This is a genomic window from Curtobacterium sp. 8I-2 (assembly GCF_902506155.1).
Lineage (GTDB): Bacteria > Actinomycetota > Actinomycetes > Actinomycetales > Microbacteriaceae > Curtobacterium > Curtobacterium poinsettiae.
In genome coordinates, this window is sequence record NZ_LR732827.1 from 2656212 (window position 1) to 2680010 (window position 23799).

A 23799-nucleotide genomic window follows, 5' to 3' on the forward strand; every position below is an offset into this window, starting at 1 on the left:
TGTGGCCGACTTCTGCGCAGTTCCACCCCGCAGGAGCGACTCATCTGAATACGGAGGCACCTCGGTGAAGATCGATCTCGCAGTCCTGCGACTCATGGAGCGCGAGCGGGAGATCCCGTTCGACGAGCTCGTCCAGATCATCGAATCTGCCATCCTGACCGCCTACCAGAAGCACGCCGACGAGAACGGCGAGCCGGCCCACGCGCAGTCGCGTGTGGAGCTCGACCGCAAGTCCGGCGAGGTCAGCGTCTACGTCCCCGAGCTCGACGACGAGGGCACTGTCATCGGTGAAGCCGTCGACCAGCCGAGCGACTTCGGGCGCATCGCGGCCTTCGCGGCGAAGCAGGTCATCAACCAGCGCCTGCGCGACATCGGCGACGACAAGATCCTCGGCGAGTTCCGCGGCAAGGAAGGCGACATCGTCGCCGGCGTGGTCCAGCAGGGCCCGAACCCGAAGATGGTGCACGTCGACCTCGGCACGATCGAGGCGATCCTGCCGCCCGAGGAGCAGGTGCCGGGGGAGTCCTACACGCACGGCTCCCGCATCCGCGTCTACGTGACGAGTGTCGCCCGCGGCAACAAGGGTCCGCAGATCACCGTCTCGCGCACGCACCCGGGCCTGGTCCGGAAGCTCTTCGCGCTCGAGGTCCCGGAGATCGCGTCCGGCGTCGTCGAGATCACCTCCCTCGCCCGCGAGGCCGGTCACCGCACGAAGATCGCCGTCAAGGCCAACGAGCCCGGTGTCAACGCGAAGGGCGCCTGCATCGGCGAGCTCGGCGCACGTGTCCGGTCCGTCACGAACGAGCTCGGTGCCGAGAAGATCGACATCGTCGACTACTCGTCCGACCTGGCGTCGTTCGTCGCGAGCGCCCTGTCGCCGGCCAAGGTGACGAGCGCGTTCGTGCTCGACGCCTCGACGAAGGCCGTCCGCGCACTCGTGCCGGACTACCAGCTGTCGCTCGCGATCGGCAAGGAAGGCCAGAACGCCCGCCTCGCCGCGAAGCTCACCGGTGCACGCATCGACATCCAGCCGGACTCCATCCTGGACGGCGAGGACTAGGACGATTTCGCCCCCGGCGTGCCCCTCGAGGGCGCGCCGGATCGCGCACGTCCGAGGCAAGGAGTAGAGTGGTTCCCGTCAGAACGTGCATCGGCAGTCGCCGTCGCGCTTCCCGATCCTCCCTCCTCCGAGTCGTCGCCCTGAGCGATGGCCGTGTCGTGGCGGATCCGAAGGCAGTCATGCCGGGCCGGGGAGCATGGCTCACACCGACCGTCGATGCCTACGATCTGGCCGTCAAGCGCAGGGCTTTCCGCCGTGCGCTCCGGTTGGATCGCGATCCCGACACGTCCGCGGTGCTCGACCACATCGTCGGTCTCCCACAGGAACCGGCCGAGCGCCCGGACATGACAGAACAGGCTGAACGGCTTATGGACAACTGATGAGCGGCTCGAAGTGAGACCCGTCATCCATTGAGTCCTGCCCCTTCACGGGGTGGGACCCGTGAAGGAGAACAGTGGCTAAACCACGCGTACACGAGATCGCAAGCGAACTCGGCGTCGACAGCAAGACCGCACTCGAAAAGCTCAAGGAGCTCGGCGAGTTCGTCCGGGGTGCCAGCTCGAGCATCGAGCCCCCCGTGGCACGGAAGCTCCGTGCCGCCCTGCAGGCAGACGGCGTCCCCGCGTCGAAGCCCGCCGACTCGGCGTCCGCGCCGAGCGCACCCGCCAAGGCCAGCGCGCCGAAGTCGAGTGCACCCAAGCCCGGCGGCCCCCGTCCGGGTCCGGCTCGTCCGGCCCCCGCGCCGGAGCCCGAGGCCCCGGCAGCACCCGCTGCCGACGTGCCGGCACCGGCCGCACCGAAGTCCGTCGCCCAGCGACAGGCCGAGGCCGAGGCCGCGCAGAAGGCCCGTGCCGAGAAGCAGGCCGCTGAGCAGCAGGCCGCCGCGCAGGCCGGCGACTCGACCGACGAGGCACCGAAGTCCGACGCGGTGAAGCCGGGCAGCAGCCCGAAGGCTCCCGCGGCGGCCGGTCCGAAGCCGGGTGGCCCCAAGCCCGGTGCACGTCCGGGCAACAACCCGTACTCGTCGAACCAGGGCATGGGCTCGCGCCCGCCGCGCCCCGGCAACAACCCGTACTCCTCCAACCAGGGCATGGGCCAGCGCCCGGCCGCCGGCGCAGCCGGTGGCGGTGGCATCCCGCGTCCGCAGCCCCCGCGTCCGGGCACGCCCCGTCCGGGTGCTCCGCGTCCTGGTGGTCCCGGTCAGGGCAACCGTCCCAACGGCTTCGGGCAGCGCCCGGGCCAGGGTGGAGGCCGTGGCGGCCCCGGTGCCCGTCCGGGTGCCGGCGGCGGTGCCGGTGGCGGCTTCCCGCGTCCGGCCTTCAGCGGCCCGCGTCCCGCCGGTGGCGGTGGCCGTGGTCGTGGCCCCGGTGGTGGTACCGCCGGTGCGTTCGGTCGCGGTGGCGGCAAGAGCCGTGCCCGCAAGTCGAAGCGGACGAAGCGCGCCGAGTACGAGATGCGTCAGGCCCCGTCGCTCGGCGGTGTGCAGGTCCCTCGTGGCGACGGCAACACGGTCGTCCGACTCCGTCGTGGTGCGAGCATCTCGGACTTCGCGGACAAGATCGACGCCATGCCCGGCAACCTCGTGACGGTGCTGTTCCACCTCGGTGAGATGGCGACCGCGACCGAGTCGCTGGACGAGGCCACGTTCGAGGTCCTGGGCGACGAGCTGGGCTACAAGATCCAGATCGTCTCGCCCGAGGACGAGGACAAGGAGCTCCTCGAGGGCTTCGACATCGACCTCGAAGCAGAACTCGAGGACGAAGACGACGACGTGCTGCAGCAGCGGCCGCCGGTGGTCACCGTCATGGGTCACGTCGACCACGGCAAGACCCGCCTCCTCGACGCGATCCGCAACTCGAAGGTCGTCGAGGGCGAGGCTGGCGGCATCACCCAGCACATCGGTGCGTACCAGATCGTCGCCCAGCACGAGGGCATCGACCGCCCGATCACCTTCATCGACACCCCGGGTCACGAGGCCTTCACGGCCATGCGTGCTCGTGGTGCCCAGGTGACGGACATCGCGATCCTCGTGGTCGCGGCGGACGACGGCATCATGCCCCAGACCATCGAGGCGTTGAACCACGCGCAGTCGGCCGGTGTGCCGATCGTCGTCGCGGTCAACAAGATCGACAAGGAAGGCGCGAACCCCGCCAAGGTCCGCCAGCAGCTCACCGAGTACAACCTGGTGGCCGAGGAGTACGGCGGCGACGTCATGTTCGTCGACGTGTCGGCGCGGCAGAACATCGGTATCCAGGAGCTCCTGGACGCCGTGCTGCTCACCGCGGACGCCGGTCTCGACCTGCGTGCCAACCCCGACAAGGACGCACGTGGTGTGGCGATCGAAGCCCGACTCGACAAGGGTCGCGGTGCAGTCGCCACGGTCCTCATCCAGTCCGGCACGCTCCACGTCGGTGACGCCATCGTGGCCGGCACGGCGTACGGCCGTGTCCGTGCGATGACGGACGAGAACGGGGTCGCGGTCAAGGCTGCGACGCCGAGCCGCCCCGTCCAGGTGCAGGGTCTGTCCTCGGTGCCCCGCGCCGGTGACACCTTCCTCGTCACGGAAGAAGACCGCACGGCCCGTCAGATCGCTGAGAAGCGTGAAGCGGCCGAGCGCAACGCCCTGCTGGCGAAGTCGCGCAAGCGCATCTCGCTCGAGGACTTCACCCGTGCGCTCGAAGAGGGCAAGGTCGAGTCGCTCAACCTCATCATCAAGGGTGACGTCTCCGGTGCCGTCGAGGCACTCGAGCAGTCGCTCCTGGACATCGAGGTCGACGACAGCGTCCAGCTCCGCATCCTGCACCGCGGTGTCGGTGCGATCACGGAGTCGGACATCGACCTCGCCACGATCGACAACGCCATCGTCATCGGCTTCAACGTCCGTCCGGACGTCAAGGCCCGTGAACGTGCGGCGCGCGAAGGCATCGACGTGCGCTTCTACTCGGTCATCTACAACGCACTCGACGACATTGAGCAGTCCCTCAAGGGCATGCTCAAGCCCGAGTACGAAGAGGTCCAGTCGGGCGTCGCCGAGATCCGCGAGGTGTTCCGTTCCTCGAAGTTCGGCAACATCGCGGGTGTCATCGTCCGCTCCGGCACGATCACGCGCAACGCCAAGGCGCGCGTCATCCGCGAGGGCGTCGTGGTCGCCGATGGCCTGGCCATCGAGTCGCTGCGTCGCTTCAAGGACGACGTGACCGAGGTCCGCACGGACTTCGAAGCCGGTATCGGTCTGGGCAAGTTCAACGACATCCAGATCGGCGACGAGGTCGAGACGACCGAACTCGTCGAGAAGCCGCGCGACTGATCGCGTGACTCCTCTGGGCCCCGGCCTCCCCACGCGGGAGGCCGGGGCCCGACCCCTTTCCCACGCAGGACCACCGGCGGGAAGCGTCCCGCCACTGCCTCAGGAGGCACCCACATGGCCGATCCGCAGCGCGCACGCAAGATGGCGGACCGCATCAAGGAAGTCGTCGCACGTCGACTCGACAAGGGTCTGCGGGACCCGCGACTCGGGTTCGTCACGATCACCGACGTCCGTGTGACCGGTGACCTGCAGCACGCGTCGATCTTCTACACCGTCTACGGCACCGACGAGGAGCGCGCAGACTCCGCAGCGGCGCTCAAGGCCGCGACCGGCATGCTCCGGTCCGAGGTCGGCAAGAACATCACCGCCCGGCTCACGCCGTCGCTGGAGTTCATCGCGGACGCCCTGCCCGAGACGTCGGCGCACATGGAGGACCTGCTCGTGCAGGCCCAGGTGCGCGACGAGCAGGTCCGTGCGGCCTCGGTCGGCGCGTCGTACGCCGGTGACGCCGACCCGTACAAGCGCGACGAGGACGACGAGGACGACGACTCCGAGGACGACGGCGCCGCCGAAGCCCGTTCCTAGACCCCGGGCAGCTGGTAGCCGCTCGCGTCGTCGCCGACGGCGAGACCGTCACGCAGCAGCGACGCGAGCGCCCGGTCGCGCTGGTCGGCGTCCGGCCACACCGGTTCGATCTCGGTCCGGGTGACCGGCACGTCGCTGGCGCGCAGCTCGGCCATGATCAGGCCGCGGACCTGCCGATCACTGCCGGCGAACTTCGCCTGGCGCGGTGCCCGCGGTCCGTCGTGCTCCGGGTAGCCGGCAGCAAGCCAGGCGCAGCGGTCCGCGATCGGGCAGGCGTCGCACGCGGGGGAGCGTGAGACGCACACCAGGGCGCCGAGCTCCATCACGGCGGCGTTCGTGGCCGCGGCGTCGTCACGGTCCACCGGCAGGACGGACTCCATCAGCGGGAGGTCCTGCTTCGCCTTCGCCGGCCCGGGTTCGCCCTGGCCGAGGACCGCCCGTGCGAGCACGCGGCGAACGTTGACGTCGACGACCGGGTGCCGGTCGCCGTAGGCGAAGACCGCGACGGCCCGTGCGGTGTAGTCGCCGATGCCCGGCAGCGCGAGCAGGGCGTCGACGTCCCGAGGCACCACGTTGCCGTGGTCGGTCGCGATCGCGGTCGCCGCGGCGTGCAGCGCGAGCGCGCGTCTCGGGTAGCCGAGCCGGTCCCAGGCGCGCACCGCCTCGGACGGAGGCGATTCTGCGAGGTCGCGAGGCGTCGGCCACCGGGTGAGCCACGCCTCCAGACGGGGGATCACGCGCGCGACCTGCGTCTGCTGCAGCATGATCTCGCTGACCAGGGTGCCCCAGGCGGGGAAGCCGGGGCGGCGCCACGGCAGGTCCCGCGCCTGCTGCCGGAACCACGCGATCAGCGGGGTCGCGATGTCGGGCTGTTCCGGCGTGGCCGGTTCCTGCACACCGGCTCCCGCGGTCGGGTTGTCCACATTCTGTCTGGAGGCCCGACTCGCGTTCACCACGACAGCCTACGGTGGACGCATGGCACGCTGGGCACCCGAAGAGACCGACACGATGGCCGCGATCGCTGCAGAGGCGATCGCGCAGGTCGGCACCAACCGCACCGTCATCGGCATCGACGGGCAGGACGGCACCGACCTCGAACGGGTCGCCGCCGCGCTCGTCTCCGGGTTCGAGCAGCACGGGGTCTCCGCCATGGCGGCCGCTGCGCCGTCGGCCGACCAGGACACGCTCCGGGCCGATCTGGTCACGCCCTTCCGCACGACCGGCGCCGGCGACGGCGTGTTGATCGTGCACGGGCGGGGCCTCCTCGCCCCCGGGGTCCGCACCCTGTGGCGCTGGTCGCTGTGGGTGGAGCAGGAAGCCGGGCGGCTCGAGCGCCGGGCCGACGTCAAGATCGCGGCCTCCGCGGTGCTCGACGTCACCGATCCCGAGCACCCCCGCCGTGAGTGGAACGACGCCTGCTGACCGGCGCTGGTAATCTCTCCTGGTGCTCGAAACCGCGCCGGACGGCATCCTCCTCGTCGACAAACCGCAGGGGATCTCCAGCCACCGGGTGGTCTCCATCGCCCGCCGGCGACTCGGCCTGAAGAAGGTCGGCCACGCGGGCACCCTCGACCCCATGGCCACCGGGCTGCTCCTGCTCGGCATCGGGCCGTCAACCCGGTTGCTCACGCACCTGGTGGGGCTCGACAAGACGTACACGGCGACCATCCGGCTCGGTGTGTCGACGGACTCCGACGACGCCGACGGCACGCCCACCACGGCTCCCGGTGTGACCGCTGCCGACGTCTCGGAGGCCGCCGTCGAGGCCGCCGTCGCCGAACAGCGCGGTGTGATCGACCAGGTCCCGTCCACCGTCAGTGCGATCAAGGTCGACGGGCGCCGCGCCTACGACCTGGCGCGGAAGGGTGAGGCGGTCGAACTCAAGTCCCGCACGGTGACCGTCTCGCAGTTCGACGTCACGAACCGCAACGACCGGACCGTCACCGTGGACGGCACGGACGTCGCCGTGGTGGACCTCGACGTCGTCGTCACCTGCTCCTCGGGCACCTACGTCCGTGCGCTCGCCCGTGACGTCGGCGCGACGCTCGGCACCGGCGCACACCTCGTCGCGCTCCGTCGGACCCGGGTCGGACCGTTCGACGTGCGGGACGCGATCGACCTCGAGGACGATGCCGTCGACGTCCGCGCCGCGCTCGCACGTCCTGCGGACATCGCCCGTCGACTGTTCTCCTCCGTCACCCTCGATGCCGCGTCGGCGAAGGACCTCACCGACGGCAAGCGCGTCGCCGCGGAGCACCCCGACTCGGACGGGCCAGTGGCAGCGGTCACCGCCTCCGACGACCGGCTCGTGGGCCTGGTGTCCGTCCGGCGCGGGCTGCTCCGGGTCATCACCAACTTCCCGGCGCCCGGTGCGTCGCCCTCCTCGCAGACCGGAGCGCGCGCGTGATCGAGTGGTTCATGTGGGTGCAACTGGTGCTCGCGGTCGTGGTGGGGCTCTTCGCGGTCGTCGTGGGGTTCATCGGCTGGAAGCCGAACGACTACACCGTCGGCGCACTCGTGCTGATCGAGCTGCTGCTCCTGGTGCAGGGTGTCATCTCGATCGTGCTGCCGGCGACGGGCAGCCCGCCCGACGGCAACGCACTCGAGTTCGGGGTGTACGCGGTGTCGGTGCTCCTCGTCCCACCGGCCGCGGTCGTGTGGGCGCTGATCGACCGGACGAAGTGGAGCACCGTGGTGCTCGGCGCCGGGGCCTTCACCGTCGCGGTGATGGTCTACCGGATGTACCAGATCTGGTTCGCGTTGAACTGACGTCGCAGGTCATGCGCGCAGCCGCGCGTCGGTAGAATCGGTGCAATGGCGACCAGATCCTCACTCGCGACCGGCATCGGCCGCGTCCTCATCGCCGTGTACGGCATCCTCGCGCTGGCGGCGACCGGACGCAGCGTCGTGCAGATCATCGAGAAGTTCTCGTTCGCGCCGTTCGCGTACACGCTCAGCGCCGTCGCCGCGGTGGTGTACATCGTCGCGATGATCGCCCTCATCGTGCCCGGTCGGTTCTGGTACCGGGTCGCCTGCGTCACGATCGCGTTCGAGATGACCGGGGTGCTCGTCATCGGCACCCTGTCGCTGTTCGACCGTCAGCTGTTCCCCGACGACACCATCTGGTCGTACTACGGCATGGGCTACGCCTTCGCGCCGCTCGTGCTCCCGATCGCCGGGCTCTGGTGGCTCCGCAAGCACCACCGCACCGCGGTCGCCGAGCCGACACCGGTTGCGTCCTCGTCCACTGCCCCGGCGAGCGAGTAGGGGCCGCCGTGCAGTTCTACGAGGACACCGCCGACGTGGCGGACGGGTTCGGGCCGAGTGCGGTCACCATCGGCAAGTTCGACGGTGTGCACGTCGGGCACCGAGCCGTCATCGCGCACCTGGAGCGTGCTGCGCGCGAGCACGACCTCGTGGCGACCGTGGTCACGTTCGACCGGCACCCGCTCAACGTGATCGACCCACCGCACGTCCCGCCGGCCCTGACGAGCACCGCGCAACGCCGCGAGCTGCTCGAGGACGCCGGGGTCGACGCGACCCTGCTGCTCCGCTTCGACCAGGAACTCCAGTCGAAGTCGCCCGAGGCGTTCGTGTCCGAGATCCTCGTCGACACCCTGCACGCCCGCCTGGTGTTCGTCGGCAGTGACTTCCGCTTCGGCGCGAAGGGCGCCGGTGACGTCTCCCTGCTGCGTGTCCTGGGGGAGCAGCACGGGTTCACGGTCGAGCTCATCGACGACGTGGACCTGATCGACGACGTCCGACCCGACGACGAGCGCCGGGTGTCCTCCACCTGGATCCGTGAGCTGCTCGGCCAGGGCCGCGTCGCCGAGGCCGCACGGCTCCTCGGGCGTGAACACGCCGTCCGCAGCGTCGTGGTGCACGGCAACCAGCGCGGCCGCGCGATGGGGTACCCCACCGCGAACCTCGATCCGGCGTGCGAGGGGTTCGTCCCCGCCGACGGTGTCTACGCTGCGCGGGTGCTCCACGACGGCACGGTCTACCCGGCTGCGGTGTCGGTCGGCAACAACCCGACGTTCGAGGGCGTGCCGGCCAAGCAGATCGAGGCACACCTGCTCGACGTCGACATCGACCTGTACGGCGACCGGATCTCGGTGCTCTTCGTGTCGTACGTTCGCGGCATGGTGAAGTTCTCGTCGATGGACGAGCTCGCCGCGCAGATGCGCCAGGACGACCTGGACATCCGACTGCTCCTCGGGCTGCCCGCGCCGGTCTGAGCCGCGTGTCCGCCGTCCCCGCGATCACGCTGATCCGGCCTGCACGCTGTGCTCGGCCCGCACGACGACGCCCCCGTGACCGTTCCGGTCGCGGGGGCGTCGTGGGTGGTGCTGCGGCTCAGCCGCCCAGGGCGTCGAGCCAGATCTTGCGGGCGTCGAGGGCTTCCTGCGCGTCCTTGATCTTCCGGGCGTCACCGGTGGCCTGGGCCGCGGCGAGCTCGGACTGGAGCTTGCCGATGGCGTCCTCGAGCTGGCTCGCGAGACCGTTCTGACGGGCCTTGCGCTCCGGGTTCGATTCCTTCCAGTGCGCGTCCTCGAGCCCACGGACGTGGTCCTCGATCGCGCGCAGGCGGTCCTCGACACGACGGACATCGGCGCGGGGGACCTTGCCGATCTCGTCCCACCGGCGCTGGATCCCGGTCAGGGTCTTGCGCGCGGCGACCCGGTCGGTCGCCTGCAGGAGCGGCTCGGCCTCGGTCAGCAGGGCCTGCTTCGCTTCGAGGTTGGCGGAGAACTCTTCGTTCTCGGCCGCGCTCTCGGCGTGGCGCTGCTCGAACAGCACGTCACCGGCGGCCTTGAAGCGGGCCCAGAGTGCGTCGTCGTGCCGCTTGCCCGCACGCCCGGCGTTCTTCCAGTCGTCGAGGAGCTGACGGTAGTCCGGGATCGCGTCGGAGCCGCGGGGTGCGAGGGCCTCGGCCTGCGCCACGAGCTCCTGCTTGCGGGTCCGGGCGTCACGGTGCTGTGCGTCCAGTTCGGAGTAGAAGGCACGACGGTGCTGGTCGACGGTGGACCGCGCTGCGCGGAACCGCTTCCAGAGGTCGTTCGCCTCGTTCTTGGGGATCCGGGGCCCGTCGTGCTGGTGCTGCTGCCAGCGTGCGAACACGTCGTCGAGCTGCGCCGTGATCTGCTTCCACTGCGCGCGCGCCGGGTCGACCGCGGCGAGTGCCTCGGCTTCCTCCACCAGGGCGGTGCGGTGCGCCAGCGCGTCCTGCAGGGCCTGCTGCGCCTGCTCTGCCTGCTCCTTGGTGAGCGAGCCGAGCTGCTCGGCCAGGACACCCACGCGGGTTTCGAGCGACTTGATGTCGCCCACCACCCGTGCATCGGCCACCAGGGCCGTCAGGTGCTCGACCGTCCGCGCGACGTCGTTCGCCGACGCGCCGCGCTGGACGCGCTGCTCGGCGATCTTCACCTGCCCCTCGAGGTCGGCGTACTTCCGCGCGAAGTAGGCGAGTGCTTCTTCGGGGGTGGCGTCCGGGTACTCACCGACAGCACGTTCGGTCTCTTCGTACCGGACGTACACGGTCCCGTTCTCGTCGACCCGCCCCCAGGTCGTTGCTTCGTCAGATCCCACAGGTCTCGCCTCGATCGTGGTCGTGCATCGCCGACGTCACCGTCGGCACGGTCAGGTCGTCAGCCTATTGCACGGACGGGCTCCGCCGCCCGACCGGTGCGACGGGTTGTGGACTACTTCTCCTCCGCGATGGTCGCGTCGGTGATCTTCGTCGCCACCTTCGGCTCGCCGGTGCCGTCGCTGCCGGGGGATGCGATGCCCTTCGCAGCGATCTCCGACTCGAGCTCGGACAGGCCGCTCGTGACCTTCCCGACGACCGTGTAGCCGCCTGTGGAGCCGTCGAGCGTGGTGTCCCCGTAGACGATGAAGAACTGCGTCGACTGCGAGTAGGGGGAGTCCGACCGAGCGATCGCGATCGTGCCCTTCTCGTAGACGCCGTCCTTCGGCACGTTCTCGAGCGGGCCGTACTCGAAGCCCGCGTCGCCGGTACCGTCGCCGTTCGCGGATCCGCACTGCAGGAACTTCAGACCGGCGCTGTCGGCGAGTCGGTGGCACGTGGTGCCGTTGTAGAACTGGTCGCGGATCAACGAGATCTCGGCACTCGCGGCCTGCGGTGCCTTCGCCCCGTCGAGCTCGATGCCGAGGTCGATGCTCTTGTTCAGCGTGAGCGTGCCCGTCCAGGTCGCGCCCTTCGCGATGGACTTGCTCGGCACGTCGCCGGTGTTGCCGGCCGTCGCACTGGCCGACGGCGTCGCCGTGGACGACGCGGAGGTGCTCGGTGTCGGGGCGTCCGACCCCCGCGACCCGGCGAAGGCGAGCTGCGACCCGGTGGCGAGGGCCGCGACGAGGACGAGGGCGCCTGCACCGATCAGGTTGTCGCGCACACGGCGGCTGCGCTGCCGCTCGTGCAGGCCCTGACGGGCTTGGTAGAGGCGGAGCCGCTCGCGCGCCTCACGGTTGTCACGCGCTGGGTTCTTCGGTGCCACGGTGCTGGTCTGCCCTCTCGTCGCAGTGTGCAACGAGCGTAGCCGAACGGTCACCACCACCGGCTCGGAGGCGCGGCGTGCGTCGGTGGTGCGGCTTACGATTGCAGGATGGCAGCGGATCGTTCGGGCATGCACGCGCCCACCACGGGTGGTCGCGCCGGTCTCGCGCAGGGTTCCGTCCCGCTCGCCGTCCGGATGCGACCGACCAGCCTCGACGAGGTCGCCGGCCAGCAGCACCTGCTCGGGCGGGGCTCACCCCTCGTGCAGCTCGCCACCGGCACGCGTGACAACCCCGGCGGGGTCTCCGTGATCCTCTGGGGTCCGCCCGGCACCGGGAAGACCACGCTGGCGCAGGCCATCGCACGCCAGTCCGGCCGCGAGTTCGTCGAGCTCTCCGCCGTGACCGCCGGCGTGAAGGACGTTCGCGAGGTCATGGAGAAGGCACTGACCCACCGCGACCTGTACGGGTCGACCACGGTGCTGTTCCTCGACGAGATCCACCGCTTCAGCAAGGCCCAGCAGGACGCCCTGCTGCCCGGCGTCGAGAACGGGTGGGTGATCCTGATCGCCGCCACCACCGAGAACCCGTCGTTCTCGGTCATCTCGCCGCTGCTCTCCCGCTCGCTGCTCCTGACGCTCAAACCACTCACCGATCCCGACCTCGGCATGCTCGTCGACCGTGCGGTCGAGGACCCCCGGGGCCTCGGCGGCGCCGTCGTCCTGGGCGACGAAGCCCGCAGTGCGATCATCCGGCTCGCCTCCGGTGACGCCCGACGCGCCCTCACCGCGCTCGAGGCCGCTGCGGCATCGGCCACCGCGGCGCAGGACGACGACGACGACACCGTGCCGGTCGTCGACGCCGACACCGTCGCCGCCGCCGTCGACCGGGCCCTGCTCCGCTACGACCGACAGGGCGACGAGCACTACGACGTCATCAGCGCGTTCATCAAGTCGGTACGGGGGAGCGACGTCGACGCAGCCTTGCACTACCTCGCCCGCATGATCGAGGCCGGCGAGGACTCCCGGTTCATCGCGCGGCGGATCATCATCTCCGCGTCCGAGGACATCGGCATGGCCGACCCGCAGGCGCTGTCCATCGCGGTCGCCGCGGCGCAGGCCGTCCAGCTCATCGGCATGCCCGAGGGCCGCATCCCCCTGGCCGAGGCGGTCGTCTACCTGGCGACGGCACCGAAGTCGAACGCCGCCTACAACGGGGTGAACCAGGCGATGGCCGACGTCAAGGCGGGGCGGATGGGCACCGTGCCGATGCACCTGCGCGACGCGCACTACGCCGGGGCGAAGCGACTCGGGCACGGCAAGGGGTACGTCTACTCGCACGACGCCGAGCACGGGGTCGCCGAGCAGCAGTACCTGCCGGACGCCCTCGAGGGCACCGAGTACTACACCCCGACGGCCAACGGGTACGAGCGAGAGGTCGGGCCGCGGCTCGAACGACTCCGGAAGATCACACGCGGGCACTAGTGTCGGTGCTTCTTCGCCGGGCTGGATGCTGCTAGCATTGACGGGCCTACGTCCTGGTCCTCGAGCACGGCTGCGTCGAGGACAGAGTGCCACTCCGGTGGTACGGGGGCAGAGGTTCGGACTGTAGCCGTCCGATCCCACAGGCTCATCCCTCTGGATCCCGTCGTCGGGACCGAGCACGTGCTGCACCACTGAGCGTGCTGTTGGAGTGCCCGGCGAGTATTCAGTTCGAACAGAGAAAAGGACCCTGTGTCTACCAAGTCACGTACCCGCAGCAAGACCCGCCTGTCGCGCGCGCTCGGCATCCCGCTGACGCCGAAGGCGGCCCGTTACCTCGAGAAGCGCCCCTACGGGCCCGGTGAGCACGGCCGTACGCGCCGTCGTGCGGACAGCGACTACGCCGTCCGCCTCCGTGAGAAGCAGCGTCTGCGCGCCCAGTACGGCATCCGCGAGAAGCAGCTCCGCATCGTCTTCGAAGAGGCCCGCAAGACGAAGGGCCTGACCGGTGAGAACCTGGTCGAGCTCCTCGAGCAGCGCCTCGACGCCCTCGTGGTCCGTGCCGGGTTCGCCCGCACCACCGCGCAGGCCCGTCAGCTGATCGTGCACCGTCACATCCTGGTCGACGGCAAGCTCGTCGACCGCCCCTCCTTCCGCGTCAAGGAGGGCCAGCTGATCCACGTCAAGGCGAAGTCCGAGTCGATGGAGCCCTTCCAGGTCGCCGCTGCCGGTGGCCACCAGGAAGTCCTCCCGAAGGTCCCGGGCTACCTCGAGGTCGAGATCGAGAAGCTCCAGGCCCGCCTCGTGCGTCGCCCGAAGCGCGCCGAGGTCCCCGTGACCTGTGAAGTGCAGCTCGTCGTCGAGTACTACGCAGCTCGCTGATCCACTGAACACACCCGAACGGCGGGTCGTCCTCTCGAGGGCGACCCGCCGTTCGGCGTTCCGGCGCCGGCGGCTAAGCTTGTCCGGGCATGCACCGCCCGGGTGCACAGAGGGAGAGGCACCGTGAAGCAGCTGTTCTTCGTCGCCGTCGGCATCGTCATCGGCTTCGCCGTCGCACACCGGGTCGCCCAGACCTCCGGTGGCGCCCGGCTCTTCGCCGAGGTGAACGCCAAGACGAAGGCCTTCACGGGTGCCGTCGCGGACGGCTACCGATCGCGCGACGCCGAGCTCCGCACGGACGTCTGAGCGCTCCGCTTCGAGCTGTCACGACTCTCCTCCACCCACGACCTGAACCCAGGAAGCACCATGCAGACCGCAGAGATCCGCCGCCGTTGGCTCCAGTACTTCGGTGACCGCGGCCACACCGTCGTCCCGTCCGCATCCCTCGTCTCCGACGACCCGTCGCTCCTCTTCACGGTCGCCGGCATGGTGCCGTTCATCCCGTACCTGACCGGGCTCATCCCGGCGCCGTTCCCGCGGGCGACGAGCGTGCAGAAGTGCATCCGGACGAACGACATCGAAGAGGTCGGCAAGACCCCTCGCCACGGCACGTTCTTCCAGATGAACGGGAACTTCTCGTTCGGCGACTACTTCAAGGAGCAGGCGATCCAGTTCGCCTGGGAGTTCCTCACCAAGTCGGAGACCGACGGGGGGCTCGGCTTCTCGCCCGACGACCTCTGGGTCACCGTCTACGAAGAGGACGACGAGGCGATCGCCTTCTGGAAGCAGCACTCGTCGCTGCCCGACGAGCGGATCCAGCGTCTGGGCAAGGACACGAACTACTGGTCGACCGGGCAGCCCGGACCCGCGGGTCCCTGCTCCGAGATCTTCTTCGACCGCGGCCCCGACCACGGCATCGACGGCGGCCCGGCCACCGACGACGACCGCTACGTCGAGATCTGGAACCTCGTCTTCATGCAGTACCAGATCGCCGACGTGCGGTCGAAGTACGACTTCGAGATCACGGGCGAACTGCCGAACAAGAACATCGACACCGGCATGGGGCTCGAGCGCGTCGCCTTCATCAAGCAGGGCGTCGACAACATGTACGAGATCGACCAGGTGCGCCCGGTGCTCGACCGCGCGGCCGAGATCTCCGGCCGTCGCTACGGTGCCGTGCACGAGGACGACGTGCGCATGCGCGTCATCGCCGACCACGTCCGTTCCTCGCTGATGCTCATCGCCGACGGCGTGAGCCCGTCGAACGAGGGCCGCGGGTACATCCTCCGTCGCCTGCTCCGCCGGACCGTGCGCGCCATGCGCCTGCTCGGCGTCGAGGCCGCCACGTTCCCCGAGCTCTTCCCGGCGTCCCGCGACGCGATGCGCGACGCCTACCCCGAGGTGGCGTCCGACTACGACCGGATCTCCCGCATCGCCTACGCGGAAGAGGAGACCTTCCTCCGCACCCTGGCGCAGGGCACGACCATCCTCGACGTCGCGGTCGAGCGCGCGAAGCAGGACGGTGCCCCGTCGATCGGCGGCGACACGGCGTTCCTGCTGCACGACACCTTCGGGTTCCCCATCGACCTGACGATGGAGATGGCCGAGGAAGCCGGCGTGCACGTCGACCGCACGGCGTTCGAGACCCTGATGTCCGAGCAGCGCGCCCGGGCGAAGGCCGACGCGAAGAGCAAGAAGACCGCGATCGCCGACCTGAGCGTCTACAGCGCGTTCCGGGCGAAGGGCGAGACGACCTTCCTGGGCTACGACGCACTCGAGACCGAGACGCGCGTGCTCGGCATCATCGTGGACGGCGTCAGCGTCGACCGCGCGGTGGTGGGCGACATCGCCGAGGTCATCCTCGGCGAGACCTCGCTGTACGCCGAGTCCGGCGGCCAGGACGCCGACCAGGGCTCGATCGTCGGCAACGGGTTCGACCTCGAGGTACTCGACGTCCAGCGACCGGTCTCCGGGCTCTGGAGCCACACCGTGCAGGTCCGCTCCGGCGAGGTCGGGGTCGGCGACGCCGCGAGCACCGTCGTCGATGCCGAGTACCGCCGTGGCGCGACCCAGGCACACTCCGCGACGCACCTGGTGAACGCGGCGCTCCGCGACATCCTGGGGCCGGAGGCGCTGCAGGCCGGTTCGTACAACAAGTCCGGCTACATGCGCCTCGACTTCTCGTGGTCGCAGCCCGTGTCGCTCGAGACCCGCTCCGAGATCGAGGAGGTCGTGAACACCGCGATCCGCACCGACCTCGAGGTGTCCACGCGCATCCTGCCCATCGACGAGGCGAAGGCCCTCGGCGCGCAGGCCCTGTTCGGTGAGAAGTACGGCGCCGAGGTCCGCATGGTCGACATCGGCGGCCCGTGGTCCCGCGAGCTCTGCGGTGGCACCCACGTGGCCTCGAGTGCACAGATCGGACTGGTCAACCTGGTGGGGGAGTCGAGCGTCGGTTCGACGAACCGCCGCGTCGAAGCGCTGGTCGGGCTCGAGGGGTTCCGCGACCTCGCCGTCGAGCGCACGATCGTGTCGCAGCTCTCCAGCGCGCTCAAGGCACCCCGTGTCGACCTGCCGGCCCGCGTGCAGAACCTGATGGAGGACCTGCGGAGCGCCCAGAAGAAGCTCGCCGAGTACGAGTCGGCGAACCTGCAGCAGCGCGTGCCCGCCATCGCCCGCAACGCCACGACCGTCGGTGCCACCACCGTGGTCGCCGAGACGGTCGACGGACTGCAGTCCGGCGACGACCTGCGCTCGCTCGCCACCGGTGTGCGGGGCCAGCTCGGTGACGGTGCTGCCGTCGTCGTGCTCGGGGCGGTCGTCGGTGGCAAGCCGATCGTGATCGTCGCGACCAACGACGCCGCTCGTGCTGCGGGCGTGCAGGCGGGCCCCCTGGCGAAGGAGGCCGCCGGCGTGCTCGGTGGCGGTGGCGGTGGCAAGCCGGACCTGGCGCAGGGCGGCGGGACCGACGCGGCCGCGCTCCCCGCGGCGCTCCGTGCCGTGACCGCACGGCTCGCGGGCTGACCGTGGGCATCCGGTCCGGGCGGCGGCTCGGCGTCGACGTCGGGCGCGCCCGGATCGGGGTCGCGGTGTGCGACCGTGACGGCCTGCTGGCGACGCCGGTCGAGACCGTCCGTCGCGACGACTCGAAGGACCTCCGGCGCATCCTCGAGCTCGCGGACGAGTACGACGTCGTCGAGGTCGTGGTCGGTCTGCCCCTGTCGATGTCGGGCGCGGACACCGCCTCGACCGAGGACGCCCGCGTGTTCGCCGCCCGGATCGCAGCGCGTCGTCCGGTGCGCCTGGTGGACGAACGACTGTCGACGGTGACCGCCCAGCGCGGGCTGCACCAGGCCGGCAAGAACACGAAGAAGTCCCGGGCCGTGATCGACCAAGCAGCCGCTGTTATCATTCTGCAACACGCGCTCGACCACGAGCGCAGTGCAGGTGCCCCTCCGGGCACCACGCTTCCCTGACAGGGCTGCCCGGTACCGCGCAAGGGTGCTCCCGTCGTCAGTCCGCGGACGACGGTGCCCAGGTGGAGTTCCCGACCGAGAGACCGAGGACGTTGGCAGACGATCTGGACTGGAACGCGATCATCGCGCCCGGCAACGACGCCGAGCGGCGGAAGGCGACTTCCGACCGCACGACAGGCACCGATGACCGCGACGACGCTGGTCGGGTGACCCCACCACCCGCGCCTCCGATGTCCCGACGCGAAGCCCGCGCACTCGAGGCCGAACGAGCCCGCGTCACCGGCTCACCCGCCCCGGAGCCCACCGACGAGCCGCAGGCCCCCGAGCCGGCCGACGATGCTCCGGCGACCACGCGCGACGAACGCCCGGCGTCTCCCGCCGACGCACCGATCGCCACCAGCCCCGACGAGCTGCACCCCGAGGTCGCAGCACTCCTGACCGGCGAACTGCCGACCGGGTACGCGGCGACCGCCGCGGGCGGCGGGTCCGGTGCCGACGGGACGGACCACGGCGACGCGACCGGCGGCGGTGGCGCCGCGGGAGGCGGCGGACGCGGGGGACGAGGCGGCAGAGGACGCTCCTCCAGGCAGCCGCGCGACCCGCGACCGAAGCGTCGACGCGGACCGCTCGTCGCCGGGCTCGTGATCGTCGCGGTGGTGCTGGCCGCGGGTGTCGGGGCCTACACGTTCGCCGCCCCGAAGATCCAGCAGCTGATCGGCGCGATCAGCGGTGCGCAGGAGCCCGACGACTACACCGGTGACGGCACCTCGAAGGTGACCATCACCATCAAGCAGGGGGACATCGGCGAGAACGTCGCCGCGACGTTGCAGCGCAGCGGCGTCGTCAAGGACTCGAAGGTGTTCTACAAGCTCCTGCTCGCCTCGCCGGACGTGCAGTTCCAGCCCGGTTCGTACGCGCTGAAGAAGCAGATGAGCTCGAAGTCCGCGCTGGCCGCCCTGCAGGACAAGGACAACCGGGTCCAGGCGTCGATCATCATCCCCGAGGGCACCGCGCTGGCCGACATCGAGGCCGGCATGGTCTCGAAGGCCGGCCTGACGAAGAAGCAGGTCGACGCGGCCGCGAAGGACCTGTCGGCGTACGACCTGCCGGCAGGCGTCACGACGCTCGAGGGCTGGCTCTTCCCCGCGACCTACCCGATCAACCCGGGCTGGTCCGCCGAACAGTACTTCAAGTCGATGGTCGACACGATGAAGGAGCACCTCGCCGCCGCCGGCGTCAAGGAGGCCGACCAGGAGCGCACCATCGTCTTCGCGTCGCTGGTGCAGAAGGAAGCCGGGCTCGCGGCCGACTACCCGAAGGTCGCGCGGGTGTTCCAGAACCGGCTCGACCAGGGCATGAAGCTCCAGTCCGACGCCACGGTCGCGTACGGCACGGGCAACACGCACACCGTGACCACGACCGACGAGGAGCGCGCGGACGCCTCGAACGAGTACAACACCTACGTGCACGAGGGGCTGCCGCCCGCACCGATCTCGAACCCGGGTGACGTCGCGATCAAGGCGGTCACGGCTCCGGCCGCGGGCAAGTGGCTGTACTTCGTGACGGTCGACCTGGAGTCGGGCAAGACGGTCTTCTCGGACACCTACGACCAGCACCTGGTCGCGGTCGAACAGTTCCAGGCCTGGCTGCGGGCGCACCCCGACTACCAGTAGGCGCCGACGTCGCACGGACGAACGCTGTGGGAGGATTGCCGCATGCTTCGTTGGTTGACCGCTGGTGAGTCCCACGGACCCGAACTGATCGCCATGCTCGAGGGCCTGCCCGCGGGTGTCCCGGTGTCGTTCGAGTCCATCCGTGCCGACCTCGCACGCCGCAAGCTCGGCTACGGCCGCGGCTCGCGGATGAAGTTCGAGCAGGACGAGCTGCACGTGTCCGGCGGCGTCCGACACGGTTACTCGCTCGGCAGCCCCATCGCGATCCGCATCGGCAACACCGAGTGGCCGAAGTGGGTCGAGGTCATGAACCCCGAGCCGATCGAGTCCACCGAGATGTCCCGCGGCCGGAGCGCCCCGCTCACCCGACCGCGTCCGGGTCACGCCGACCTGGTCGGCATGCAGAAGTACGGCTTCGACGAGGCCCGCCCGGTCCTGGAGCGTGCGAGCGCCCGTGAGACCGCGGCACGCGTGGCGCTCGGCGCCGTCGCGAAGTCCTTCCTGGCCGAACTCGGCATCCGTTCGGTGGCGCACACGCTGCAGGTCGGGACGGTCCGGGTGCCGGACGGCACCGACCTGCCGCTGCCCGACGACGTGGACCGCCTCGACGAGGACCAGCTGCGCTGCTTCGACGCCGAGACCTCCGCGCGCATGGTCACCGAGGTCGAGGCCGCCAAGAAGGACGGCGACACCCTCGGCGGTGTCGTCGAGGTGCTGTTCTACGGTGTTCCGCCCGGCCTCGGCTCGCACGTCCACTGGGACCGCCGGCTCGACGCCCGCCTCGCCGCGGCGATCATGGGCATCCAGGCCATCAAGGGTGTCGAGGTCGGCGACGGCTTCGCGACCGCCGGTCGCCGTGGCTCCGCGGCCCACGACGAGCTGTACCGCGAGGACGGCGAGATCTACCGCACGAGCGACCGTGCCGGTGGGACCGAGGGTGGGATGTCCACGGGCACCGTGCTGCGCGTCCGAGCCGGCATGAAGCCGATCGCCACGATCCCGCACGCCCTGCACACGGTGGACGTCGTCTCCGGTGAGGACGCCGCGGCGCACCACCAGCGCTCGGACGTCTGCGCTGTGCCGGCTGCGGGGGTCGTCGCCGAGGCGATGGTGGCCCTGGTGCTCGCCGACGCGGTGCTCGAGAAGTTCGGCGGCGACAACGTCGTCGAGACCAAGCGCAACCTCGACGCCTACCTGGCCGCGATCCCGGAGACCCTGCGCACGCGCCGGACCGAGCCCTCGGCGACCTCGACCGACCTGTGAGCACCGACGTCCGACGCGCCGACGCGCCCGTGGTCGTCATCGGCCCGATGGGTGCCGGCAAGTCGAGCGTCGGCAAGCGGGTGGCGAAGGCCCTCGGCGTGCCGTTCACGGACACCGACCGGGCCATCGTCCGCGAGCACGGACCGATCCCCGGCATCTTCGCCGACCGCGGTGAGCCGGCGTTCCGTGCGCTCGAGGCCGAAGCCGTCCGGGCAGCGCTGTCCACGGGCGGCGTCGTCGCCGTCGGCGGGGGAGCCGTCACCCACGCGGACACCCGGCGGGCCCTGACCGGAGCGCGCATCGTCCTGCTCACCGTCTCGCCCGAGGCCGTCGCCGAGCGCATCGCCGGGTCCGACCGGCCGTTGCTGGCGAACGGTGGGATCGACGCCTGGCAGACGATCATGGACGAGCGAGCGGCCACCTACGCCGAACTCGCGCACGTCGTGGTCGACACGTCCCGACGGCCGATGTCCCGTGTGGTCGACGACGTCGTCACGTGGGTGCGCAGCGAAGCTGGCACTCACGCCGCGCCCGGCAGCACGACCACCAGCACCACCAGCACCGAAGGAGCACCGTGACCGAGCCGACCCTGCCCGCCGGGACCACCGAGATCCGGGTGGGCGGTGACGACGGCTACACGGTGGCCGTCGGCACGGACCTGCTCGGCACCCTGCCCGGGATCCTGGGCCCGCGTGTCGCGAAGGTCCTGATCGTGCACTCGCCGACGCTCGGCGCCCGGGCGAACGAGCTCCGAGCACTCCTGGTCGAAGCAGGCCTCGAGGCCCTGATCGCCGAGGTCCCCGACGCCGAAGGCGCCAAGCGTGTCGAGGTCGCGGCGTTCTGCTGGCAGATCATGGGGCAGGCCGACTTCACCCGCACCGACGCGGTCATCGGCCTGGGCGGCGGTGCCGTCACCGACCTCGCCGGCTTCGTCGCCGCGACCTGGCTGCGCGGTGTCGCGTACGTGTCCGTCCCGACGAGCGTGCTCGGCATGGTGGACGCCAGCGTCGGCGGCAAGACGGGCATCAACACGAACGAGGGCAAGAACCTGGTCGGCGCCTTCTCCGCCCCCCGCGCCGTCGTCGTGGACCTCGACCTCGCCCGCACCCTGCCGCGCAACGAGATCCTGACCGGGTTCGCCGAGGTCGTGAAGGCCGGGTTCATCGCCGTGCCCGAGATCCTGGACATCGTCGAGGCCGACGTCGCCCGGGTGACCGACCCGACGACGCCGGAGTTCCGCCGGGTCGTCGAGCTCGCCATCGCGCTCAAGGCCGAGGTCGTGTCGGACGACTTCACCGAGCAGGGCCGACGCGAGATCCTGAACTACGGGCACACCCTGGGGCACGCGATCGAGCACGCCGAGCGGTACCAGTGGCGCCACGGTGCGGCGGTGTCGGTCGGCATGGTGTTCGCCGCCGAACTCGCCCGGCTGACCGGACACCTCGACGACGCCACGGTCGACCGCCACCGGACGATCCTGGAGTCGCTCGAGCTGCCGACCTCGTACGGCGTCGGACGGTGGCAGGGGCTGCTCGCCACCATGCGTCGCGACAAGAAGGCCCGTGCCGGCATGCTGCGGTTCATCATCCTCGACGGCGTCGGCAAGCCCGTCGTGCTCGAGGGCCCCGAGGACCACCTGCTCTTCACCGCCTACCAGGAGGTCGGCGTCTAGCCTGCTCGGTCAGCGCAGGACCCGACGAATCCACTGCAGAGACCGAGCCCCGCGCCGGGCCCGCGCGGACCTGTGGAAGCCGCGCCGGGCCTCCAGGCTGTGGAGGAGGATGGGGCGACGCGACGGACGGCACCACCCGCACGCGGCGGACCCAGCAGCGGGGAGCAGACTGACGGGCGTGCCCACCCCACCCCGACTGAGCGACCTCTCCGGCCCGCGCGACGCCGACACCGGCACGCTGCGCTCCCGGGGCCGGCGTTTCACCGAACTCCTCTCGATCGCCCGCCGACACCACCTGGTCCCCTTCCGCCGCCTCGACTTCTCGCACGACCCGGCGACCTCGGACCTGCGTCGCGACCAGGCCGAGCACCTGCGCCGGGCGCTCGAGGAAGCCGGCGGCGGGTTCGTGAAGATGGGCCAGCTGCTCTCCACGCGCGACGACCTGCTGCCCGAGGAGTGGACCGAGGGACTCGCGCACCTGCAGCGGAACGTCACGGCGGCGCCGGCGGACGAGGTCCGTGCGCTGCTCGAGCAGGAGCTCGGTGCGCCGGTCGACCAGGTCTTCGCCACGTTCGACCCGGTGCCGGTGGCGGCTGCGTCGATCGCGCAGGTGCACCGCGCCCGGCTGCCCGACGGCACCGCGGTCGCCGTGAAGGTGCAGCGGCCGGGCATCGACGCCGCCGTGCGCCGCGACGTCGACATCGCCCTGCGGGTCGTCCGGTTCATGGCCAGGTGGTCGACCGAGGCGCGACAGGTCGGCGTGCAGGACATCGCCGGCCAGTACGCGGACGACCTGATCCGTCAGGTGGACTTCGTGTCCGAGCTGCGGAACCTCACTGCGCTCCGTGCGGCCCAGGCCCGCAGTGCGCGTCCGGACGAGGTCCGGTTCCCGGACCCGTACCCGGACCTGTCCGGCCGGCGCGTGCTGGTGATGGAGTTCCTGGAGGGCGACACGCTCAGCGTGATCCGCGCCGAGCGCTCCGAGCGCGACCTCGACGCGCCGATGCGCGCGATCCTCCGCGCCTTCCTGCGCCAGGTCGTCTTCGACGGCCTGTACCACGCGGACCTGCACCCGGGGAACGTCCTGGTGCTGCCCGACGGGCGGCCCGCGTTGATCGACTTCGGATCGGTCGGGAGGCTCGACCCGGGTCTCCGGGACACGGTCCAGGACCTGTTGGCCGCCTACCTGCAGGACGACACGTCGCGGATCGCTGATGCGGTCCTGCGGATGGCGCCCGTGCGCGATGCGCACGACGAGCCCGACTTCCGTCGGGACATCGCCCGCTTCGTCGCGGACGAGCTCGGCCCGGGTGCACGCATCGGCGTCGACACCGTGGACGACGCGGTCGAGGTCTTCGGGCGGTACCGGTTGAAGCCGCCGCCGGACTTCGTCGCTGCGGCGCGTGCCCTGGCGATCTTCGAGGGCACACTCCGCACGCTCGCACCGTCCTTCGACCTGCTCGAGGAGTCCCGCGGACTCGCCCGGGAGCAGATCACCGACCAACTCCGGCCGGGCAAGCTCCGCGACCTGGCGGCGAAGGAGCTGCTCGGGGTCGTGTCCGCGGCCCGCCGGCTGCCGCGCCGGGTGGACCGCATCGGCGAGGCGATCGAGACCGGCCGGTTCACGGTGAACATCCGGCTCTTCGCGGACAGCCGCGACCGGCAGCTCGTGTCCGGCATGATCCGGCGCATCCTGCTCGTGCTCCTCGGGGCCGGGGCGGGGGTCCTGGCGATCGTGTACCTGTCGTTGCCGGCGCGGCCGACGGCGACCCTGTCCACCGGGGTCGCGGGTGCGTTGCTCGGGGGAGCGGCGGTGGTGCTGCTCGCCTGGGCGGCGGTCGACGCCTGGCTCGCCCGACGACGGCGCTGAGCGCGACGGGCACCGCT

General features: G+C 70.7%; 22 protein-coding genes. 19 read left to right on the plus strand and 3 right to left on the minus strand.

Going from position 1 to position 23799, the window contains the following annotated elements; translation table 11 throughout:
- The first annotated feature begins 64 nt into the window (after nt 1-64).
- From nusA to rbfA, 4 genes are all read left to right on the plus strand, one after another.
- Nucleotides 65-1060, plus strand: coding sequence for a transcription termination factor NusA (gene nusA, locus BOSE127_RS16280; RefSeq protein WP_031259736.1), 996 nt, complete (start codon nt 65-67; stop codon nt 1058-1060).
- 68 nt (nt 1061-1128) lie between these two features.
- Complete coding sequence (locus BOSE127_RS16285) at nt 1129-1440, plus strand: YlxR family protein (protein ID WP_031259737.1); 312 nt, start codon at nt 1129-1131, stop codon at nt 1438-1440.
- A gap of 74 nt (nt 1441-1514) precedes the next feature.
- Nucleotides 1515-4367 (plus strand): translation initiation factor IF-2, encoded by a 2853-nt coding sequence (infB, locus tag BOSE127_RS16290; protein WP_042540195.1) that lies wholly within the window; start codon nt 1515-1517, stop codon nt 4365-4367.
- Nucleotides 4368-4481: 114 nt separating this feature from the next.
- On the plus strand, nt 4482-4952 hold the full coding sequence (gene rbfA / locus BOSE127_RS16295; protein ID WP_017887156.1) for a 30S ribosome-binding factor RbfA: 471 nt from the start codon (nt 4482-4484) through the stop codon (nt 4950-4952).
- Here rbfA and BOSE127_RS16300 read toward each other — a convergent pair.
- Nucleotides 4949-5875 (minus strand): A/G-specific adenine glycosylase, encoded by a 927-nt coding sequence (locus tag BOSE127_RS16300; RefSeq protein ID WP_442873461.1) that lies wholly within the window; start codon nt 5873-5875, stop codon nt 4949-4951. The two genes, rbfA and BOSE127_RS16300, sit on opposite strands and share 4 nt — an antisense overlap.
- Before the next feature lie 52 nt (nt 5876-5927).
- Here BOSE127_RS16300 and BOSE127_RS16305 point away from each other — a divergent pair, with 52 nt between their 5' ends.
- The 5 genes from BOSE127_RS16305 to BOSE127_RS16325 are packed head-to-tail and all read left to right on the plus strand — an operon-like array spanning nt 5928 to nt 9190.
- Entirely contained in the window at nt 5928-6374 is a 447-nt protein-coding gene (locus BOSE127_RS16305) for a hypothetical protein (protein WP_052481889.1), read from the plus strand.
- Nucleotides 6375-6396: 22 nt separating this feature from the next.
- Nucleotides 6397-7359: a tRNA pseudouridine(55) synthase TruB gene (truB, locus tag BOSE127_RS16310; protein ID WP_159558013.1), complete on the plus strand. Its 963-nt coding sequence runs from the start codon at nt 6397-6399 to the stop codon at nt 7357-7359.
- The gene (locus tag BOSE127_RS16315; RefSeq protein ID WP_017887160.1) at nt 7356-7721 is read left to right on the plus strand and encodes a hypothetical protein; all 366 of its coding nucleotides are present in this window, start codon (nt 7356-7358) and stop codon (nt 7719-7721) included. The genes truB and BOSE127_RS16315 overlap by 4 nt, the downstream gene beginning before the upstream one ends.
- Nucleotides 7722-7766: 45 nt before the next feature.
- The gene (locus BOSE127_RS16320; protein WP_017887161.1) at nt 7767-8219 is read left to right on the plus strand and encodes a hypothetical protein; all 453 of its coding nucleotides are present in this window, start codon (nt 7767-7769) and stop codon (nt 8217-8219) included.
- A gap of 8 nt (nt 8220-8227) precedes the next feature.
- Nucleotides 8228-9190, plus strand: a complete 963-nt coding sequence (locus BOSE127_RS16325; RefSeq protein WP_017887162.1) for a bifunctional riboflavin kinase/FAD synthetase — start codon at nt 8228-8230, stop codon at nt 9188-9190.
- Nucleotides 9191-9308: 118 nt separating this feature from the next.
- Here BOSE127_RS16325 and BOSE127_RS16330 read toward each other — a convergent pair whose 3' ends face one another.
- On the minus strand, nt 9309-10541 hold the full coding sequence (locus tag BOSE127_RS16330) for a DUF349 domain-containing protein (RefSeq protein WP_017887163.1): 1233 nt from the start codon (nt 10539-10541) through the stop codon (nt 9309-9311).
- Nucleotides 10542-10654: 113 nt separating this feature from the next.
- On the minus strand, nt 10655-11467 hold the full coding sequence (locus BOSE127_RS16335) for a peptidylprolyl isomerase (protein WP_056068799.1): 813 nt from the start codon (nt 11465-11467) through the stop codon (nt 10655-10657).
- Nucleotides 11468-11596: 129 nt separating this feature from the next.
- On the opposite strand from BOSE127_RS16335, the gene BOSE127_RS16340 reads away from it, so the two are divergent.
- From BOSE127_RS16340 to BOSE127_RS16385, 10 genes are all read left to right on the plus strand, one after another.
- Nucleotides 11597-12949, plus strand: coding sequence for a replication-associated recombination protein A (locus BOSE127_RS16340; RefSeq protein WP_017887165.1), 1353 nt, complete (start codon nt 11597-11599; stop codon nt 12947-12949).
- A 249-nt stretch (nt 12950-13198) separates the two neighbouring features.
- Entirely contained in the window at nt 13199-13828 is a 630-nt protein-coding gene (gene rpsD / locus BOSE127_RS16345) for a 30S ribosomal protein S4 (RefSeq protein ID WP_017887166.1), read from the plus strand.
- 123 nt (nt 13829-13951) lie between these two features.
- Nucleotides 13952-14134: a hypothetical protein gene (locus BOSE127_RS16350; RefSeq protein ID WP_017887167.1), complete on the plus strand. Its 183-nt coding sequence runs from the start codon at nt 13952-13954 to the stop codon at nt 14132-14134.
- A 60-nt stretch (nt 14135-14194) separates the two neighbouring features.
- Nucleotides 14195-16852: an alanine--tRNA ligase gene (gene alaS / locus BOSE127_RS16355; RefSeq protein WP_159558015.1), complete on the plus strand. Its 2658-nt coding sequence runs from the start codon at nt 14195-14197 to the stop codon at nt 16850-16852.
- Between the two features lie 8 nt (nt 16853-16860).
- Nucleotides 16861-17304, plus strand: coding sequence for a Holliday junction resolvase RuvX (gene ruvX, locus BOSE127_RS16360; RefSeq protein ID WP_031259739.1), 444 nt, complete (start codon nt 16861-16863; stop codon nt 17302-17304).
- 206 nt (nt 17305-17510) lie between these two features.
- Entirely contained in the window at nt 17511-18977 is a 1467-nt protein-coding gene (mltG, locus tag BOSE127_RS16365) for an endolytic transglycosylase MltG (protein ID WP_159558017.1), read from the plus strand.
- Nucleotides 18978-19019: 42 nt separating this feature from the next.
- Entirely contained in the window at nt 19020-20240 is a 1221-nt protein-coding gene (gene aroC / locus BOSE127_RS16370) for a chorismate synthase (RefSeq protein WP_031259741.1), read from the plus strand.
- Entirely contained in the window at nt 20237-20818 is a 582-nt protein-coding gene (locus BOSE127_RS16375; RefSeq protein ID WP_159558019.1) for a shikimate kinase, read from the plus strand. The genes aroC and BOSE127_RS16375 overlap by 4 nt, the downstream gene beginning before the upstream one ends.
- Nucleotides 20815-21912: a 3-dehydroquinate synthase gene (gene aroB / locus BOSE127_RS16380; RefSeq protein ID WP_140448096.1), complete on the plus strand. Its 1098-nt coding sequence runs from the start codon at nt 20815-20817 to the stop codon at nt 21910-21912. The genes BOSE127_RS16375 and aroB overlap by 4 nt, the downstream gene beginning before the upstream one ends.
- 178 nt (nt 21913-22090) lie before the next feature.
- Entirely contained in the window at nt 22091-23782 is a 1692-nt protein-coding gene (locus tag BOSE127_RS16385) for an ABC1 kinase family protein (protein WP_159558021.1), read from the plus strand.
- The last annotated feature ends 17 nt before the right edge of the window (nt 23783-23799 follow it).